This is a genomic window from Dactylosporangium sp. NPDC000521 (assembly GCF_042898305.1).
In the GTDB taxonomy this organism is placed as follows: Bacteria; Actinomycetota; Actinomycetes; order Mycobacteriales; family Micromonosporaceae; genus Dactylosporangium.
This window is the reverse complement of the sequence record NZ_JBIAYW010000010.1, coordinates 302,128-320,941: the sequence shown is the minus strand read 5'-3', so window position 1 is coordinate 320,941 and position 18,814 is coordinate 302,128. Positions and strand designations below refer to the sequence as shown.

The window sequence follows — 18,814 nt, the reverse complement described above, 5'->3', positions numbered from 1 at the left end:
CCGTGACCGTGAACGAGGCCGACACCGCGACCGAGACTGAGAACGTGCAGGCAGTCCAGCGGCGGCACGCCGAGGACGAGTTCGCTGCGGAGCTGGCCGCGCTGGCCGCCGGTGACGACCGCCCGCGGCCGCCGGGGTGGCGGCTGTCCCCCGCGGCCGTCGTGACGTATCTGCTCGGCGGGGCCGCCGCCGACGGGACCGTGATCGTCCCGAAGTACGTCGGGTCGCGGCGGCTGATGGAGGTCGCCGTCGCGACGCTCGCCACCGACCGGGCGCTGCTGCTGCTCGGCGTGCCAGGGACCGCCAAGACCTGGGTGTCGGAGCATCTGGCCGCGGCCATCAGCGGCGACTCGACGCTGCTGGTCCAGGGCACGGCCGGCACGCCCGAGGAGGCCATCCGCTATGGGTGGAACTACGCCCGCCTGCTGGCGGAGGGGCCGAGCCGGGCCGCGCTGGTGCCCAGCCCGGTGCTGCGCGCCATGGCCGACGGCAAGATCGCGCGGATCGAGGAGCTGACCCGCGTGCCGTCCGACGTGCAGGACAGCCTGATCACCGTCCTGTCGGAGAAGACCCTGCCGGTGCCCGAGCTCGGCGAGGAGGTGCAGGCCCGCAAGGGGTTCAACGTCATCGCCACGGCCAACGACCGCGACCGGGGGGTCAACGAGCTGTCCTCGGCGCTGCGCCGCCGGTTCAACACCGTCGTGCTGCCGGTGCCGGCCGGGGTCGAGGAAGAGGTCGACATCGTGTCGCGCCGGGTCGCGGCGCTGGGCAAGGCCCTGGAGCTGCCCGAGCTGCCGCCGGCGGTCGACGAGATCCGGCGGGTCGTCACCGTCTTCCGCGAGCTGCGCAACGGCGCCACCGAGGACGGCCGCACCAAGCTGAAGTCGCCCAGCGGCACCCTCTCGACGGCCGAGGCGATCTCCGTGGTCACCAACGGCCTGGCCCTCGCCGCGCACTTCGGCGACGGGGTGCTGCGCGCCGGCGACGTCGCGGCCGGCATCCTCGGCGCGGTCGTCAAGGATCCGGTCTCCGACCAGGTCGTCTGGCAGGAGTACCTGGAGACCGTGATCCGGGAGCGCGAGGGTTGGCGCGACTTCTACCGGGCGGCCCGTCGCGGTGAGTGATCCGCTGCTGCTCGGCGTGCGTCACCACGGGACAGGGTCGGCCCGGGCCGTGCGGCGCGCCCTCGCGGCCTTCCGCCCCGACGTGATCCTCATCGAGGGCCCTCCGGAGGCCGACCCGCTGGTCCCGTTCGCGGGCGACGAGGACATGCGCGCCCCGGTGGCGCTGCTCGCGTACCCGGCGGACAACCCCGACCCGAAGCTGCGGGCGTCGTTCTGGCCGTTCGCCGAGTTCTCCCCCGAGTGGCAGGCGATCCGCTGGGCCGTCGCGTGCGACATCCCCGTCCGGTTCATCGACCTGCCCGCGGCGATCCGCCTCGCGTCGGGCACGCCGTCCGCGCCGACGCCCGCCGACGACGCGGTGCGCGTCGACCCGATCGGTGCCCTGGCCGAGGCCGCCGGCTACGACGATCCCGAACGCTGGTGGGAAGACGTCGTCGAGCACCGCCGCGAACCGGGCACCCCACCCCCGCTGCCCGCCATCGACCCCGGCCCCTCCTCGACCGGCGACGTTCAAGCCTCGAGTACTGACGCGGCGGGGGCGTTGTTCGTGATGGCGCCGGAGGGCGCGCCGGGCGACGGCATCGACGCCGAGCAGCTGGCTGCGGCGGTGGCGCCGTTCGAGGCGATCGCGGAGGCCATGGCCGTGGTGCGGGCACACGCGCCCTCACCGCCGGAGGCGGAGCGGGTCGATGAGGAGCGGCGCGAGGCGTACATGCGGCAATCGCTGCGAGCGGCGGTGAAGGAGTTCGACAGGGTCGCCGTGGTGTGCGGGGCGTGGCATGTGCCCGCGCTGACCGGCCCGCTGCCCAGTGCGTCCTCCGACGCCGCGGTGCTCAAAGGACTGCCGAAGGTCAAGGTCTCGATGACCTGGGTGCCGTGGACGCACAACCGGTTGGCGTCGTGGCAGGGGTACGGCGCCGGGGTGCGGTCACCCGGCTGGTATCACCACCTGTTCACGGCGGTGGACGAGCACGTCGTGGCCCGATGGTTGGTCAAGGCGGCCGGTGTACTGCGCAAGGACGGCGTCCCGGTCTCCAGCGCCCACGTCATCGAGGCGACGAGGCTCGCCGAGGCGCTCGCGACGATGCGTGGACGGCCGCTCGCCGGGCTCGCCGAGGTCACCGACGCCGCGCACGCGGTGCTGTGCGACGGCGACGACCTGCGGCTCAGCCTGATCAACCGGCGGCTGGTCGTCGGCGACCGGCTCGGGCGGGTGCCGGAGCAGACGCCGGGCGTGCCGATCGCGAAGGACGTGGCCAGCAGCCAGCGCAGGCTACGGCTCCAGCCGGCGGTCAGCAGCCGCGAGATCGACCTTGACCTGCGCCGCGACCTTGACCTGCAGCGCAGCCAGCTGCTGCACCGGCTGCGGTTGCTCGGCGTGGAGTGGGGTCAGGTGCTGGCCAACCGAAAGGGCCGGGGCACGTTCTGGGAGTCGTGGCAGATCGCGTGGCAGCCGGAGTTCGCGGTCGATCTGGTCGAGGCCGGCGTCTACGGCACCACGGTCCGCGAGGCGGCGACGGCCCGCGTCGCCGAGCAGGCCGCCGAGGCCGAGACGCTTGCGGACGTGACCGCGCTGGTCGAGCGGTGCCTGCTGGCCGACCTGCCCGACGCCCTGCCCGGCGTGCTCGACGCGCTGGACGAGCGGATGGCGCTCGACGCCGACGTCGCGCACCTGATGGACGCGCTGCCCGCGTTGGCCCGGACGCTGCGGTACGGCGACGTCCGCGGCACCGACCTCTCCGCCCTGCGGTCCGTGACCCTCGGCATGATCACCCGCGTCTGCGTCGGCCTGCCCGCGGCGGTCGGCGGGCTCGACGACGCGGCGGCCACGGTGATGCGCGACCGGATCGACGGCGTGCAGGGCGCGCTCGCGCTGATCGACGACGCCGACGCCAGCGGGCGCTGGCAGGCGCTGCTCGGCGGCCTGTCCACCCGCGACGACCTGCACGGACTGCTCACCGGGCGGATGAGCCGGCTGCTGCTGGACGCGGGCACCGTCGACGCCGACGAGATCGGCGCCAGGATGGCGTTGGTGCTGACCGTCGGTGTACCCGTGGCCAAGGCCGCCGCCTGGATCGAGGGCTTCCTCGCCGGCGACGGCCTGCTGCTGGTCCACGACGAGCGGCTGCTCGCGCTGGTCGACGCCTGGCTGACGGGCATCCCCGCCGACGCGTTCGTCGAGGTGCTGCCGCTGCTGCGCCGCACGTTCAGCGGTTACCCGGCCCCGCAGCGCCGCATGATCGGCGAGCGGGCCGCCCACATCGGCACCGGTGGCCGCCCCCGCTCCGGCGACCCCGACGACCGGGTCGACCCCGACCGCGGCGCCCTGCTGCTCCCAGTGGTGGCCCGCCTCCTGGGCAAGGAGCTCCGCCATGCCTGACCACAGCAGCGTGACCATGCACGGCATGCAGCGCCGCCACGGCGTGGCCGAGCACCACGGCGTGGCCGAGCACCACGGCGTGCAGCGACGTGACGGCGTACAGCACCGTGACGGCGTACAACACCGTGACGGCGTACAACACCGCAACGGCGTGATCGAACGGGACGGCGCGATCGAACGGGACGGCGCGATCGAGCGCATTTGCGTACAGCGGTGCCGTGGCGTGATCGAGAGTCATGGCGTGCGGCGGCGCCACCGCGGGATCGAGGGCGGCGGTGTGATCGGGTGTGACGGGCGGTCCGGTCGGCGAGGAATCCCGCAGCGTGTCGAGCGGCGGCGGACGGAGGGGCCGGACCGTGGATGAGCAGCACGACAGCGAGCAGCACAACAGCGAGCAGCACAACAGCGAGCAGCACAACAGCGAGCAGCACAACAGCGAGCAGCACGACAACGAGCAGCACACGGACGAGCGGCTCCGGCGGTGGCGGCTCGCGCTCGGTGGGGCGGCCGGCGGTGAAGGCACCGGCTACGGGCTGACCGGCGCGGACGTGTCCATCGACGCGGCGCTCGGCGCCCTGTACGACAGCGGGGAAGGCACGGGCAGCCAGCGCGGCGCCGGGCTCGGTGCGTCGGCGCCGCGGGTCGCGCGGTGGCTCGGGGACATCCGGCAGTACTTCCCCTCGACGGTCGTGCAGGTGATGCAGGCTGACGCGATCGAACGGCTCGACCTGACCCGGCTCCTGCTCGAGCCGGAGATGCTCGACGCCGTCGAGCCTGACGTGCATCTCGTCGGCACGCTGCTGTCGCTGAACCGGGTCATGCCCGACAAGAGCAAGCGGGCCGCGCGGAAGGTGGTCGCCAAGGTGGTCGCCGAGCTGGAGCGGCGGGTCGCGCAGCCGACCAGGACCGCGCTGGCCGGGGCGCTCAACCGGGCGGCGCGGATCAACCGGCCGCGGCACCACGACATCGACTGGAACCGGACCATCCGGGCGAATCTCAAGCACTATCAGGCCGAGCACCGCACGGTCGTCCCGGAGCGGCTGGTCGGCTACGGCCGGCGGGCCCAGTCGGTGCAGCGGGACATCGTGCTGTGTGTGGACCAGTCGGGATCGATGGCGGCGTCGGTCGTGTACTCGGGCGTGTTCGCGGCGGTGCTCGCGTCGATGCGGTCACTGAAGACGTCGCTCGTGGTGTTCGACACGGCGGTGGTGGACCTGACGGAGCGGCTGCAGGATCCGGTCGACGTCCTGTTCGGCACCCAGCTCGGCGGCGGCACGGACATCAACCGGGCCATCGCGTACGGCCAGCAGCTCGTCACCCGCCCACGAGACACGATCTTCGTGCTGATCAGCGACCTGTACGAGGGCGGCGTGCGCGAAGAGATGCTTCGGCGCGTCGCGGCGATGACGGCCGCGGGGGTGCAGGTGATCGTGTTGCTGGCGCTGTCGGACGAGGGCGCACCGGACTACGACCACGAGAACGCGGCGGCACTGGCGGCGCTCGGGGTGCCGGCGTTCGCCTGTACGCCTGACGTCTTCCCCGAACTGATGGCCGCCGCCATCGAGCGCCGCGACCTCCGGGGCGTCATCGAGAAGTCGAAAGCCTAGAACGGCCTAGTCGGCGGGCTGCGAGCGGATGTAGCGGGCGAAGTGCGGCACGGTGAAGGCGACCGTGCCGCGCTCGCCCGAGTAGATGAGCCCCTTCTTGATCAGGGCGTCCCGCGCCGGGGAAAGGCTCGCCGGGCGCCGGCCGAGCGAGCGCGCGATCTCCGCGGTCGGCACGGCCTCGGAGACGTCGACGGCGGGCAGGAGGGTGGCCATCGAGCGCATGTACTCGCGCTCGGCCGGCGTGGCGCGCTCGTAACGGGAGCCGAAGAAGCCGACAGCCAGCTCCGCCTCAGCCTCCGGCGCTGCCACCCGGACGTCCGCGGCGGTGATCGGCGAGTGCGGCGCGTGGTCCCAGGTCGCCTTGCCGTAGGCCTGCACGAAGTACGGGTAGCCGCCGGAGGCCTCGTAGAGGGCGTCCAGCGCCTTCGCCTCGTACTCCACCTCCTCACGCATCGCGGGTGCGGTGAGCGCCAGGTCGGCGGCGATCCGGTCGAGCCGGTCGATGCGCTGATAGCGGAACAGCCGCTCGGAGTAGGACTTCGAGGCCGTGAGCAGAGCCGGCAGGTGCGGCAGCCCGGCGCCGACCACGATCAGCGGCGCGCCCGTCTGCGACAGCTCGTGGCACGCCGCGCACATGGCGGAGATGTCCTCGGCGGACAGGTCCTGCATCTCGTCGATGAAGATCGCCACGCCGGTGCCGACGTCGGTCGCGACGCTGGCCGCGTCGGTGAAGAGCTCCACCAGGTCGATCTCGATGTCGCCCGAATCGGCCCGCCCGGTGGTGGCCGGCACGTCGATCCCTGGCTGCCACCGGTCGCGCAGCTTGCCCGGCGGCTTGTTGGGGTCCTCGCGGATCGCGAACGCCTTCAGCACCCCGAGGAACTCGTCGATCCGGTCCGGTGCGCGGTGGTGCGGCGCCAGCTCACGGATCGCCATGTGCAGCGCCGCCGTCAGCGGCCGGCGCAGCGACTGGTCGGGCCGGGCCTCGATCTTGCCGGTGCCCCACAGCCGCGAGATCGCCTGCGAGCGCAGCGTGTTGAGCAGGACGGTCTTGCCGACGCCACGCAGGCCGGTCAGCATCAGCGAACGCTCCGGGCGCCCGCGGGCGACACGCTCGAGGACGACCTCGAAGGCCTGCAGCTCACGGTCGCGACCGGCGAGCTCCGGCGGCCGCTGGCCTGCACCGGGGGCATACGGGTTCCGAACGGGGTCCACGATCGCACCGTATCGGCGTCTCTAGCCAAAACGCTAGAACCGCATAGAACATCCTTGTGGCGTGTCGTGCCTTGTCTAGCAAAGTCTAGGGCGCACGCAAGAGAGGCTTAGAACGAGGTGATCGAACACCTGTTCACCAGCTCGAACTAATGTACTACGGGGTCCCAGGGGATCGTGCAAGGGGGGTCCAAAAAAGTTCGACGGCGCGCCATCGCCTGGCGCGCCGTCGAAAACGGGGCGAAAGGGTCAGTTCCGGAGCTTCATGCAGAGCACGAAGGAGAACGTCTCCGGCGAGGCCTTGAAGTAGTAGTTGTGCGTGTAGCCGGTGACGCCGTTGCACTTCTTCTCGTCGGAGGTGCCCTCGATCCGCTTCAACACCTCGAACGTGCCGGCCGCGCAGGGCGTCTTCTGCATCACCGGAGCGGTCGCCGTGCCGATGTTGGTCAGGCACTCGCCGACCTTGATGGTCTTCGCGTCGCCCGCCTGGACACCACCGGGCGACGAGGCGCCACCGCTCGGCGCGGCGCTCGCGGAGGCCTTCCCCGAAGCCGAGCTGCTCGCCTGCGGCGCCGTCGACGGCGAGGTGGTCGTGGGGCCGGTCTTGTCGTTCTTCAGCACATACCAGATGCCGGCGGCGCCACCGCCGCACAGCAGCAGCACCAGGACGATGACGAGCGCCACCGTGCCGCCGGAACCCCTGCGCCGCGGCGGAGCGCCCGGCGGACCCCACTGGTCGCCGCCGGGGCCGGGACCCGGGCCGGGCGGCTGGCCATAAGCGGGCTGCTGATACGTGCCCGTCTGCCCGTAGTTGCCCCCATATGGGCCACCCGACTGCGGCTGCTGACCCCACTGCGGAGGCTGGCCATACGGATCCGGATGCTGCTGACCGTAGGGGTCAGGCTGCTGCCCATAGTGCCCGGGCGGCGGACCGTAAGGGTCCGGGTGGCCATAGGGATCCTGCTGGCCGCCCTGCCAGGGGTCCTGGGGTTGGCCCTGGTACGGGCCCGGCGGTCCGTAACCGGACATGTGATCCTCCTGCTCCCGTGAAGCTCAAGGCAGCCTAGTTGCGTCGATGCAGCTACGGTAGCGCCACCCCCCGACACTTTCGCCTCACGGATAAGCGACAGAAGGCCGCTCAGATCAGCCGGAGCTGCCGATCCTTGGGCTTTCGGGGTGCCGCCGGACCCCGGCGCTCCAACAGCCCGGGATCGATGGACGACAGGAACGGCGTCGGCGCCATCTCGCGCTCCGAGCCGTGGCGGAAGCGGGTCCGGCTGTGCGAGAGGAAGAGCCGGTCCTGCGCCCGGGTCAGCCCGACGAAGAACAGCCGCCGCTCCTCGGCGACGTCGTCCTCGGACCGGCCCTGCGAGCCGGGCATCCGTAGCGGCAGCAGGCCGTCCTCGCAGCCGACCATGAACACGACCGGGAACTCGAGGCCCTTCGACGCGTGCAGGGTCAGCAGCGTCACGCGGTCCGCCCGCGGGTCCCAGCCGTCGACCTCGGCCCCGGTGGCCAGCGCGCCCAGGAACTCGTCCAGGTCGCTGCCCGCCCGCAGCGCCGGCGGCGTCATCAGCTCGACCGCCGTCCACACGTCCGCCTCGGTCAGCCCGATCACGTCGGTGTCCAGCTGCCCGCACCGCCCCGCGACGACCTGCCCGGCCAGCCGTACCCGCGCCGCGATCGACCCGCCGAGCCCGGTCGCGAACCGCAGCTCGCGGGCGATGGCGGCGACACCCGGACGGTCCAGCAGCCGGTCGTGCGACCGTTTCTGCACCGGTACGCCGGCCCGCGCCAGGGCATCCACGATCGGCGCCGCCTGCGAATCGGTCCGGTACAGCACGGCGATGTCGGAGAAGGACATCGCGCCGACCGTCGCCCGTGAGTCGACCCGGTTGTCGTGCGAACGGTGCGACAGGCCGCCGACCAGCTCGTCGACGGTACGGACGACGAAATCCGCCTCGTCCGCGACCGACGTCGCCGGGTAGAGGCCGACCATCGGCGCCTCGAGGTCCAGCCGCGCCGGATCGAGCCGCCGCCCCGGCACCAGCGTCGTCGGCGCGATCGCCTGCACCGCCGCGGCCAGGATCGGCGCCGACGAGCGGTAGTTGCGGGTCAGCCGCACCACCCGCGCGTCGATGTCCGGTGTCGAGAAATCGGTCGCGAACCGCAGGAAGAACGACACCTCCGCGCCGCGGAACGAGTAGATCGCCTGGTCAGGGTCGCCGATCGCGCACAGGTTGCCACCCGGCGGGCAGAGCAGCCGCAGCAGCTCGTACTGCACCGGGTCGACGTCCTGGTACTCGTCGACGAAGATCCACTGCCACCGGTCCCGGTAGCGGTCGACCAGCGCCGGCGAGTCCGTGAGCAGCCGCACGCTCAGCGTCAGCAGCTCGTCGAGCGACACCATGTCCTTCGCCCGCAGCGCCTTGGCCAGCGCCTCCGCGGTCGACGGCTCCATCGCCGCCAGCGCCCGCCGCGCCTCCCGCTCCGGCAGCGGATCCAGGGCCGCGAGCAGGTCGGCCTCCTCCGCGATCCGGAACTTCGGCGTCAGCCCGACCGCGGGCGCGTTCTCCCGCAGGATCGACAGGCCCAGCGCGTGGAACGTCGACACGGTCACGGCCTCGGTCACCGGCCCGAGCAGGCCCTCCAGCCGTTCCCGCAGCTCCTCCGCGGCCCGCCGGGTGAACGTGATCGCCAGGCACTCCTCCGGGTACACGTCCAGCTCGGCGCACAGGTACGCGATGCGATGCGTCAACGTCCGCGTCTTGCCGGTGCCGGGTCCGGCCACGATCAGCAGCGGCCCACCGGGCGCCGACGCCGCCACCCGCTGCAGCGCGTCAAGCCGGTCGAGCAGCCCCGTGCCGACCTCCTCCATCCCGGCCAGCATCGGCTCGAGCGGCTCATGCGGCGACGCGGGCGCCGAGATCGGCGGCGCGGGCTCGGGCACCGCAGCCGGAGCCGGTCGGCGTCGCTTCGGCGCCGGCTTCGGAGCGGCCTCGGCCTTGCGCTGTTTCGGCAGCTGCGGCATCGGTACGTCGAACAGCACGTCCTCTTGCACGCCACGGGAGCGCAGCTCGTCCGGCTCGAAGAGCTTGATGATCCCGTACTCGCCGTCGAAGCCGGGCGTTCGCCGCACCTCTCCGCGCCGCAACCTGCGGATACCCTCGCCGAGCAGCTCCCCGCCCACCCGGCTGATCTCGTCGACCGGTACCTCGCGCAGGATCGCCAGCTCCGAGCCGAGCTCCGCGACGAGCGACGTCAGCTGCGAGTCGACGGTCTTGGACCTGGCGCCGACGCCGTGGATCTCCCCGAGGATCTCGTGCAGCTGGATCAGGTGCGTGACCTGCGGCGCGCCGGGTGGCACGTACCCATCCGGCCGGTCGGCGAGCTCCTCGACGCGGTGCAGCACGCCGACCGTGAGCGCCTTGCCACAGACCGGGCACAGGCCCTGCGCCTCGCGGGTCTGCGCCGGCAGCCAGTTCACGTCGCAGGCCCGGTGGCCGTCGCCGTGATACTTGCCCTCCTCCGGGAAGAACTCGATCGTCCCCGCGAGGCCGTCGCCGGTACGCAACGCGTCCCGCACCTTGAAGTAGTCCAGCTCACTGGTCAGCAGCGTCGCCTCGCGGGCGAGCGCCGGCGGCGAGTGCGCGTCCGAGTTGGACACCAGCCGGTACTGGTCCAGCGACGACACCCGCCAGTTCATCGCCGGATCGGACGACAGGCCCGTCTCCACGGCGAAGATGTGCCCGGCCAGGTCGCCGTAACAGTCGGCGATCGCGTCGAACCCCGACTTCGACCCCAGCGCGGAGAACCACGGCGTCCAGATGTGCGCCGGCACCAGGAACCCGTCGGGGCTCGCCTCCAGCGTGATCTCGAGCAGGTCCCGCGAGTCGAGCCCCAGGATCGGCCGGCCGTCGGACCCGAGGTTGCCGATCCTGCCGAGCGCGGCGTTGAAGCGCCCCGCCGCCTCGAAGTCCGGCTGGTACACCAGGTGGTGCACCTTGCGCGTCCGATCGCCCCGCTTGTAGATCGTGGAGATCTCCACCGACAGCATGAACCGCACCGGCGCTCCGTCGGCCCCGTTCGCCAGCCGTCCCGGCAGCCGCCGCAGGATCTCCGCCTCGCGGTCCGGCTGCAGGCGGAACAGGCCCGGCTCCGCCGGGACCAGCGCCTCCCGCAGGTGGTCGTGCCAGGCGGGATGGGTGAAGTCGCCGGTGCCGAGCAGCGTGATGCCCTTGCGCCGGGCCCACCAGGTGAGCGTCTCGATGCTGAGGTCGCGACTGCACGCCCGGGAGTACTTCGAGTGGATGTGCAGATCGGCTACGAACGAGTGGTCGGCGACGTTCGAAGGCACGACGCATCCTGTCACACTGTGCTTCCGCCCCACCGCTGACGCGGCGGGTCCCGGCGGGGATTCTCACCCGCACCCCCAATGCGCCGCTGCGCGGCGCACTGCCCGCGCTGAGGCGCGAGGCAGGGCGAGCGGCGCATGCGCGCCGCATCCGGTGGCCGGCCGCCTCGACGGCCGGGGCGAGCGTCCGCCATGATCCCGAACGGTTTCGGTAGCCCTGGCTACCAAAACTGCACGGGATCATGGGGGACCGCAAATCCGAAATATCCGGTGTGAGAAGACCTCATACCTTGCTGCTCGCCACTCGGACTGTGAGAACACCGGCCACGAACCGCTTACTACCGCAGCCGTGCGGGCTTCCGCCGGGTGGCGTCGGTCCGTGTCGAGTCGCCAGACCTGTTCCGCGCGGTCCTGTGCCGCGTCGGCCCGTGCCGTGTCGCCCGCGTCGCTTCAGCCGGGTGGCGCTTGTTCGTGCTGAGCCGCCCGAGCCTGTCGTGCGCTGCCTCCAGCCGCTCCGTGGCGGGATCCCGCGCAACCGCAGCGGCGTCACCGGCAGCGCTGCGACGGCGGCCAGGAGGGCGTGGCGTGTCCGGGGACGTGGTCGGCTGGTCAGGCGCGGTGTAATTCGATGACCGAGATGTCTGGTGGCGCGCCGAAGCGGACCGGCGGACCCCAGAACCCAGCACCGCGCGTCACGTAGACCTGCGTGCCGTCGACCGTGCCGAGGCCGGACACCACCGGGGCCTCCAGCCCCACCAGCAGGTTGAACGGCACCATCTGGCCGCCGTGCGTATGGCCCGACAGCTGCAGGTCCACACCGTGCTTCGCCGCCTCGTGGGCCTGGACCGGCTGGTGCGCGAGCAGGACGACCGGCCGGGAGCTGTCGCGGCCGGTGAGCGCCTTCGTGAAGTCGGGCCCGTCCTGCACGTCCGCCCCGGTGACGTCGTTGACGCCCGCGAGGTCGATGCCCTGGATGTCGAGCCGCTCGTTGCGCAGCACCCGCACCCCGAGCGAGTCGACCTCGTCGATCCACTCCTGATAGCCGGAGAAGTACTCGTGGTTGCCGGTGACGAAGAAGCTGCCCTGCCGCGACCGCAGGTCCTGCAACGGCTCCGCCGCCGGCCCCAGCTCCGCCACCGACCCGTCGACCAGGTCGCCCACGATCGCGACGATGTCTGCATCGACCGAGTTGATGATCCGGACGATCCGCTCCGTGTGCGACCGTCCCAGCAGCGGCCCGAGGTGGATGTCGGAGACCAGCGCGATCTTGAACCCGGCCATGCTCGCCGGCAGCTTCGCCAACCGGATCGGGACTCGCTTCAGCTGCGGAGCGCTCTTCGCCTGCCATGTGCCGATGCCCACCGCGCTCACGGACAGCACCCCGGCCGTCGCGGCCAGGGACCGCCCGAGCAGCAACCGCCGCGAGGGGTCGTGCCTGTTGTCCACAGCCCCCGGCAACGGCTCCGCCGGAGACCGCCCGTCCACAGCCCCCGCGAACTCCTCACGATCGCCGTTGCCCACAGCCCGTGCAGGCTCGGCGGCGGCTCCGATATCCACAGCCCGCGCGCCTGCATCCACATGCTCCTGCACAGCTCGGGGACTTCTGTCCACAGGTGCGGCAGCGCTTTCCACAGAGTTATCCACAGGCAGTGCCGGGCGGTGCCGGGTCCACAGGCGCAGGGCGAGCCGGGGCAGCTCCAGCAGCGCGAGCGTCACCAGCAGGTAGAACATCAGGGCCAGCCACAGGAACCCGGGCCATGCCAGGATCGGCTGCTGCTTCAGCGGCAGCACCCGCGAGCCGACCAGCGTCACCGGGATCAGCACCCCGAGCAGCGCCACCACCAGCGCGCCGATCCTGCGGCCGCGGCGGGTGGTGAAGACGTCCTTGACCAGGCGCTTCCACAGATACCAGTGGATGCCGAACACGAGGAGCAGCACGACCACCAGGAACAGTGCGATGAACACGTGGTCAGCCGCCCGCGAACGGTGGAAGGACGTCGACCGTCGCCGTCGCCGGCAGCGCCGCTTCGCGGTCCCGCCAGGACGTGCCGTCGACCAGGAACGAGCAGGCCGTGAGCACCGACGCCAGCTTCGGCCGCCCGTGAGTGAGCACGGCCACGAGCTCGCCGAGCGTCGCCGCCTCGACCTTCTCCTCGGGCACACCGGCGGCCGCGCGGGCCCCGGCGAAGTAACGCACGAGCAGCACCGCGGTCATCCCCCGATCGCTGACATGGGACGGGCGGGCTGCAGGAAGGCCGGGTCGTCGATGCCGTGCCCGGCCGGCTTCGCCCACATCGCCTTGCGCCACAGGTCGGCGAGCTCGCCGTCGGTGGCCCCGCCGCGCATCGCGCCGCGCAGGTCGGTCTCCTCCTGGCTGAACAGGCACGAGCGCACCGAGCCGTCGGCGGTCAGGCGGGTGCGGTCACACGCGCCGCAGAAGGGTCGCGACACGCTCGCGATCACGCCGACCCGCGCGGGTCCGCCGCCGACGGCGGTGTGCCCCTCGACCAGCCAGGTCTCGGCGGGCGCGCCGCCGCGCAGGACGGGGTCGGGCCGCAGGTCGAACGCCTCCCGCAGCCGGGCGAGGATCTCCTCGCCGGTCACCATCTCCTCGCGCCGCCAGGTGTGCCCGGCATCCAGCGGCATCTGCTCGATGAACCGCAGCTCATAGCCGTGCTCGAGCGCGAACCGCAGCAGCGGCACCGCCTCGTCGTCATTGACCCCGCGCAGCAGCACCGCATTCATCTTCACCGGCACCAGGCCGGCTTCCGCCGAGGCGGCGAGCCCGGCGAGCACGTCGGCGTGCCGGTCACGGCGGGTCAGGGTCTGGAACCTGGCGGGGTCGATGGTGTCGAGCGAGACGTTGACCCTGTCGAGGCCCGCCTCGGCGAGCGTGCCGGCGAGCCGGGCCAGGCCGACGCCATTGGTCGTCAACATGGTGCTCGGGCGCGGCTCCAGCGCGGCGACGGCCCGCACGATCTCCGGCAGCCCGCGGCGCAGCAGCGGCTCGCCGCCGGTGAACCGGACCTCGGTCACGCCGAGACGGGTGACCGCGACCCCGATCAGCCTGACGACCTCGTCGTCGGTGAGCAGGGTCGGGCTCGGCAGCCAGTCGAGACCCTCGGCGGGCATGCAATAGGTGCAGCGCAGGTTGCACCGGTCGGTCAGCGAGACCCGCAGATCGGTCGCCACGCGACTGTGCCGGTCGGCGAGACCGGCACCCCGTGGGTCCCAAAGCGTCATGCGGGAAACGGTACCCCAGCGGTATGACACAACCACGGGGCCGAAACGATCACAGCGCCCGCAGCGCCGACCGCACCGACTCCCGGTACGCCGCCCCGAACAGCGCCGTGTGCACCAGCAGCAGGTACAGCCTGTGCAGCGCCACCCGGTCCTGCCAGCCATCGGCCAGCGGCCACGCTTCGCGGTACGCGGCCAGGATCCGGTCGAGGTGCGGCGCCCCGCCCCACAGCCCCAGCAGCGCCAGGTCCGTCTCCCGGTGGCCGCCGTGCGCCGCCGGGTCCACCAGCCACCCGGTGCCCGACAGGTCCCACAGCACGTTGCCCGGCCACAGGTCGCCGTGGATGCGGGAGGGCGGTTCGTCGCCACCGTACGACGAGATGCCGGCGATCACGCGCTCCACATCGGCCACGTCGGATCCGGTCAGTGCCCCGTTGTCGATCGACGTCCGCAGGAAGGGCAGCAGCCGCCGCTCCGCGAACCAGGGTCCCCACGGCCCGTCGGAGGGGTCGTTGGGCAGCGGCGCTGTGCCGATGAACCCGGTCCAGGCCGCCCCGAACGACGGCGCGCCCGCCCGGTGCATCGCCGCCAGCTGCCGTCCGAGCGACGAAGCCCCCTCAGGGGTCGCCTCACCGTGCTCGATCCACTCGAGGGCCAGCATGGTCGGCAGCTCGGCGATCACCGACGGCACGGGCACCGTGCCGGACGCCTGAAGCCACCGCAGACCAGCAGCCTCGGCGGCGAAGAACCCCGCAGGCGGGTCCTCGAGGGACTTGCAGAAGATCGAGCTGCCGTCGTCGAGCGTGAGCCGCTGCGCGCCGCAGATCGACCCGCCCGGGACCGGTGTCTCACGGATCCGCTGGTGCTTGATGAACACCGGCAGCTGCCCGGGGTGTGCGCGCAAGAAATCCAGATCCATCAGCGCTGCCTTCGCAGAGAAACCGAATGGGTCGCGGCGAGCGCCGGCGGCACGAGCGCCCCGGCAACCAGGCTCAACAGGCTCAGCACCCGATCCGTCGCGCCCATGTGCCCGGCGTGCAGCGCGTGGTAGCCGAAGTGCAGGGTGCCGAAGACGGCCGTGGCCACCCCGGCGAGCCAGCTGGTGGCGGGCCGGTCGAGCATGGCCGCGCCGCCGCAGAGCACCGCGATCATGAGCATCGTGGCGCCCAGGTCGACGATCAGGTGCTGATTGTAGGGCGGGTACGCGGCCGTCCAGTGCAGCCCGAAGCCGGGAAATGTGCCGAAGAACCGCTCCGGAAAGACCACGGCCCACGCCCCCCAGACGACGTTGACCAGGGCGATCACCGAGAAACCGGCGCGGCGGACGAAGTCAGCGGGCGGCAGCGCGCAAAGCTTCACGCGCGTCATCGTACGAGCGCAGCACCCCGCGCATCGGCGCGACGATGTGCACGTCCGCGACCTGCGCGATCGCGGCCCGCAATCGGCGGTCGGCGCGCGCCTTGGCCCGGCGGGCGGCGATCCCCACGATCGGCCGGACGACGATCGACAGCAGCACCCCGAACAGCAGCCCGCCGACGAGCAGCGCGGTCGGCACCGGCAGCCGCCCGGCGTGCGGCGCTCCGACGTCCGGCAGCCCGAGGAACGCGAAGACCGCCCGCACCGTCAGCCACAGCAGCCCCACCAGGGCGGCCGCGGCGCCGAGCCACTGCAGCGCCCCCACCAGCCGCCACCAGAACGGTTTGCGGCCCATCCCGAGGTCCGCCGAGGCGACCGCGACGTCCAGCGCGTCGGGCACGTCGTCGAGGTGCGAGCGGGAAGCGGCGGTGACCGCGGCCGGCCACGGCTCCGGCAGCCCCGCACCCGCCTGCTCAGCGACCTCACGGGAGGCGAGCGCGACCGCGGCCTTCTGCGCGGCGGTCGATTCAGGCAGTGACGATGCGGCAGGTGTACCGCCGGCGGCCTGGTCCAGGTGCAACCGCCGCAACGGATCTGGTCGCAGCCTGCGGACCCAGCGGCCGACCGGCCAGCCGAGGACGCCGGCGGCCCGGTGCCGGTAGGTGCGCTCGGTCGCCGTGACGACGATCGGCACCCCGGCCGCCACGGCGAGGGACTCCGCGAGGCGGTCGATCGCGGCAGGTTGGATGCGCTCGCCTCGTACCTCGGCGGCGACCAGCGGATCGAGCTCACCGACGGCACCGCTCACGTCGCCGGCGAGCCGCTGCAGGAAGGCCTGGCGCTGCGCGACGGTGCGCTCCAGCGTGGCGCGCAGCGTGTCGAGGCCCGGCTGGCCCTTCGCGGACGTCGGGAACGCCGGCACGCCGCCGAGCCCGTCGGCGTCCAGCAGCCGGCGCAGGTCGGCGACGAGCCGCTCGCTGTCGTTGCGGTTGAGCCGGTCGGCCTGGTTGAGCACCACGACCGTCACGTCCCGGTGCCGCTGGAACTGGGAGAGGTACTGCTGGTGGACCACGCGGTCGGCGTACTTCTGCGGGTCGAGGACCCACACGACCAGGTCGACGAGGCGCAGCAGCCGGTCGACCTCCAGCCGGTGCCGGGCCTCGATGGAGTCGAAGTCGGGCAGGTCGAGCAGCACCAGCCCGCGCAGGCCGGCCTCGTCCTCGCCGTCGAGCGCGCTCTCGCGGGTGAAGCGCCGGTTGGGCGGCACGCCGAGCCAGTCGAGCAGCGGCCCGGCGCCCTGCGCGCCCCACACGCAGGCGTGCGCGACGCCGGTCGTCGGGCGGCGCACCCCGACCCGCGACAGCTGGAATCGGCACAGCGCGTTGAACAGGCTGGACTTGCCGCTGCCGGTGGCGCCCGCGAGCGCGACCACGGTGTGCGCCCTGGACAGCGCGAGCCGTTCGCCGGCCCGGTCGATGACCGTGCGAGCCGTCACCAGCCTGGCGTCGGGCACGTGGTCCTCCGCCGCCTGTACGAAACGCCGCAGCGACTCGACCCGGTCGGCCAGGTGGTCGGCGTCGACCACGCCCCCTTGCCTCGGGATCACCTGCTTGATCTTGTCCACCAAGCTCATTTCTGCGGCTCCAGCCGGACGTCGGCGCGGGCGAGCTGCACCGCGGTGCTGGCGGCGCGCAGGCGGCCGGCGTAGTCGTCGTCGATCCCTGCCCCGGCCAGCGCGCTGCGGTAGCGTCCGGCCTCCTCGTCGAAGAGGGCGGTGACCCGCTCCAGCAGGTCCTGCCTGGCCCGCTCGGCGAGCGACCGCACCGCCTGGTCGCCGAAGATCGCCTCGAGGACCTTCTGCGCGGTGACGGTGGTGCCGCCGGCGACCACGATCTCCAGGCCGGTCGGGATGAACGCGGTCGCCGCGAAGACGGAGACCATCACCAGCAGCCCGGTCGCGTTGACCGCATAGGCGCTGGCCCGGGCGACCACCCGCTTGTCGCCGGCCTCGGAGCGCACCAGGTCGAGGACCGAGCGCTGCCAGTCGCGGGTGAGGCGGGCGACCCGCTCGTCGAGGTCGTCGGAGGGGCGGGTCAGGTTGGGCGCGGCGGTCAGCAGCGCGGCGCCGGCGGGGTGGGCCTTCCAGGCGGCGCCGGCCCGCTCGGCGGCGTCGGTCGCGGCGCCCTTGAGCAGGACCGCGAGCCCCGAGCCGATCGCCTCCTGGAAGCGCTCGCCGGGCACCGGGCGGCCGGTGATGGCGGCGACGACCCGGTCGCGGGCGCGCCCGACCCGGGCCTGCAGCGCGCGCATGATGTCACCCGTGCCGACGAGCTCCTGCCAGCGGGCCAGCACCTCGCCCCGCAGCAGCGCGCCGTCGTGGATGCCCTGCTCGACCGATGAGGTGGCGGCCCGGTAGGACCCGCGGACCGCGTCGTCGAGGGACTTCGCCGCAGTGACCTGGTCCTCCGCGGCCGAGGCGAGCACGCCGACGTCCATGGTGAGCGCGTCGACGGCGCCGCCGACGGTCTGGCGGACCACCGCCGCGCGCGCCTCCGCGGAGCGGGCCAGCTTGCCGAACCAGTCGCGCAGCGGCGCCACCTGCGCCTCGCCGAGCAGCCCCTGACTGTCGAGGCGGATCTCGGGCAGGACGAACAGCGGCACCCCGCCGAGGTCCTGCTCCTGCAGCATCGCGGTCAGGTGCGGGCCGATCTCGTCGGCCGCGCCGCCGCCGGGCACCCGGTCGAGCACCAGGGCGATGGCGGTGCCCCGGTTACGGGCGGTGCGCAGCATCCCCCACGGCACCGCGTCGGCGTACCGCGCGGCGGTGGTGACGAAGAGCCAGAGGTCGGCGGCGGCGAGCAGCTGCGAGGCGAGCTGCCGGTTGGCGTCGACGACGGAGTCGATGTCGGGCGCGTCGAGCAGGGCCAGCCCCGGGCTGAGCGCCGGGGCGGACACGACCTGCAGCGTCCTGGCGTCGCTGCTCGCGCCGCTGGTGCGGGTCAGCGACGGCAGCACGTTGGCCTTGGAGAACCACGACATGTCGGAGGGGTGGCAGACGAGGACCGGCGCCCGGGTGGTGGGCCGCAGCACGCCCGACGGGCTCACCGGGGTGCGGATCAGGCTGTTGACCAGCGTCGACTTGCCGGCGCCGGTCGAGCCGCCGACGACCACCAGCAGCGGCGCGTCGAGCCGGTCGAGCCTGGGCAGCAGGTAGTCGTCGAGCTGGTCGACCATGGCGGCGGCGACCGTGGTGGCGCGCTCGGCGCTGGGCAGCGGCAGCGCGAAGCGGGTCTCCTTGCCGAGATCGCGGAGATCGACGAGCGCCGAGACCAGGTCGGCGAGTCCCGACCGCTCCGGCTCCCGGGCGCGCGGAGGCCGACCGGTGGACTGGCCATCAGCCGAAGGGCTGGCGGCCGCCGACCGGGCGGACGTCGACTCGCCCTGTGTGGTCACTGCTAAAGCGTGCACGATGTCGCTGTCGAGCGCCATGCAATGGCCGTAAGCATCGATGTCACCCAGCGCAATCTCACCCGTGACCTAC

Annotated in this window: 14 protein-coding genes; 4 read left to right on the top strand and 10 right to left on the bottom strand. The window is 72.7% G+C overall.

Translation table 11 applies throughout. The annotated features are described in order from the left end of the window. The first annotated feature begins 2 nt into the window (after positions 1-2). From ACFY3L_RS31710 to ACFY3L_RS31695, 4 genes are read left to right on the top strand one after another with little or no spacing between them, the layout of a single operon-like run. Complete coding sequence (locus ACFY3L_RS31710; RefSeq protein WP_389332548.1) at positions 3-1,124, top strand: AAA family ATPase; 1,122 nt, start codon at positions 3-5, stop codon at positions 1,122-1,124. Then, positions 1,117-3,504, top strand: a complete 2,388-nt coding sequence (locus ACFY3L_RS31705) for a DUF5682 family protein (RefSeq protein WP_389332209.1) — start codon at positions 1,117-1,119, stop codon at positions 3,502-3,504. The genes ACFY3L_RS31710 and ACFY3L_RS31705 overlap by 8 nt, the downstream gene beginning before the upstream one ends. A 10-nt stretch (positions 3,505-3,514) precedes the next feature. Further along, positions 3,515-3,868: a hypothetical protein gene (locus tag ACFY3L_RS31700; RefSeq protein WP_389332206.1), complete on the top strand. Its 354-nt coding sequence runs from the start codon at positions 3,515-3,517 to the stop codon at positions 3,866-3,868. Further along, a complete protein-coding gene (locus ACFY3L_RS31695; RefSeq protein WP_389332203.1) occupies positions 3,861-5,111 on the top strand; it encodes a VWA domain-containing protein in 1,251 nt (416 codons plus the stop codon). Before ACFY3L_RS31700 ends, ACFY3L_RS31695 begins: the two co-directional genes overlap by 8 nt. A gap of 6 nt (positions 5,112-5,117) precedes the next feature. Here the strand turns inward: ACFY3L_RS31695 and ACFY3L_RS31690 are convergent, their stop codons facing one another. The 10 genes from ACFY3L_RS31690 to ACFY3L_RS31645 all read right to left on the bottom strand — a co-directional run bounded on the left by ACFY3L_RS31690 (position 5,118) and on the right by ACFY3L_RS31645 (position 18,726). Further along, positions 5,118-6,326 (bottom strand): ATP-binding protein, encoded by a 1,209-nt coding sequence (locus ACFY3L_RS31690; protein WP_360572429.1) that lies wholly within the window; start codon positions 6,324-6,326, stop codon positions 5,118-5,120. A 246-nt stretch (positions 6,327-6,572) separates the two neighbouring features. Further along, complete coding sequence (locus ACFY3L_RS31685) at positions 6,573-7,352, bottom strand: hypothetical protein (protein ID WP_389332200.1); 780 nt, start codon at positions 7,350-7,352, stop codon at positions 6,573-6,575. 109 nt (positions 7,353-7,461) lie between these two features. Continuing rightward, complete coding sequence (locus ACFY3L_RS31680; protein ID WP_389332197.1) at positions 7,462-10,680, bottom strand: UvrD-helicase domain-containing protein; 3,219 nt, start codon at positions 10,678-10,680, stop codon at positions 7,462-7,464. Positions 10,681-11,286: 606 nt separating this feature from the next. Further along, positions 11,287-12,642: a metallophosphoesterase gene (locus ACFY3L_RS31675; RefSeq protein WP_389332194.1), complete on the bottom strand. Its 1,356-nt coding sequence runs from the start codon at positions 12,640-12,642 to the stop codon at positions 11,287-11,289. 4 nt (positions 12,643-12,646) lie between these two features. Continuing rightward, positions 12,647-12,892 carry a MoaD/ThiS family protein gene (locus tag ACFY3L_RS31670; protein WP_389332191.1) on the bottom strand — a complete coding sequence of 82 codons (246 nt, stop codon included), beginning with the start codon at positions 12,890-12,892 and terminating at the stop codon, positions 12,647-12,649. Beyond that, on the bottom strand, positions 12,889-13,920 hold the full coding sequence (gene moaA / locus ACFY3L_RS31665; RefSeq protein WP_389332188.1) for a GTP 3',8-cyclase MoaA: 1,032 nt from the start codon (positions 13,918-13,920) through the stop codon (positions 12,889-12,891). The genes ACFY3L_RS31670 and moaA overlap by 4 nt, the downstream gene beginning before the upstream one ends. A gap of 49 nt (positions 13,921-13,969) precedes the next feature. Then, positions 13,970-14,836: a fructosamine kinase family protein gene (locus ACFY3L_RS31660; protein ID WP_389332185.1), complete on the bottom strand. Its 867-nt coding sequence runs from the start codon at positions 14,834-14,836 to the stop codon at positions 13,970-13,972. Continuing rightward, positions 14,836-15,276 (bottom strand): hypothetical protein, encoded by a 441-nt coding sequence (locus ACFY3L_RS31655; RefSeq protein WP_389332182.1) that lies wholly within the window; start codon positions 15,274-15,276, stop codon positions 14,836-14,838. The genes ACFY3L_RS31660 and ACFY3L_RS31655 overlap by 1 nt, the downstream gene beginning before the upstream one ends. Beyond that, a complete protein-coding gene (locus ACFY3L_RS31650) occupies positions 15,248-16,906 on the bottom strand; it encodes a GTPase family protein (RefSeq protein ID WP_389332179.1) in 1,659 nt (552 codons plus the stop codon). Before ACFY3L_RS31650 ends, ACFY3L_RS31655 begins: the two co-directional genes overlap by 29 nt. Then, positions 16,903-18,726, bottom strand: coding sequence for a dynamin family protein (locus ACFY3L_RS31645; RefSeq protein ID WP_389332176.1), 1,824 nt, complete (start codon positions 18,724-18,726; stop codon positions 16,903-16,905). The genes ACFY3L_RS31650 and ACFY3L_RS31645 overlap by 4 nt, the downstream gene beginning before the upstream one ends. Between the last annotated feature and the right edge of the window lie 88 nt (positions 18,727-18,814).

Bases quoted from the DNA above. Each gene is read 5' to 3' on its own strand.
- ACFY3L_RS31685 (WP_389332200.1), bottom strand. From the start codon at position 7,352: ATGTCCGGTTACGGACCGCCGGGCCCGTACCAGGGCCAACCCCAGGAC.
- moaA (WP_389332188.1), bottom strand. From the start codon at position 13,920: ATGACGCTTTGGGACCCACGGGGTGCCGGTCTCGCCGACCGGCACAGT.
- ACFY3L_RS31670 (WP_389332191.1), bottom strand. From the start codon at position 12,892: ATGACCGCGGTGCTGCTCGTGCGTTACTTCGCCGGGGCCCGCGCGGCC.
- ACFY3L_RS31660 (WP_389332185.1), bottom strand. From the start codon at position 14,836: ATGGATCTGGATTTCTTGCGCGCACACCCCGGGCAGCTGCCGGTGTTC.
- ACFY3L_RS31650 (WP_389332179.1), bottom strand. From the start codon at position 16,906: ATGAGCTTGGTGGACAAGATCAAGCAGGTGATCCCGAGGCAAGGGGGC.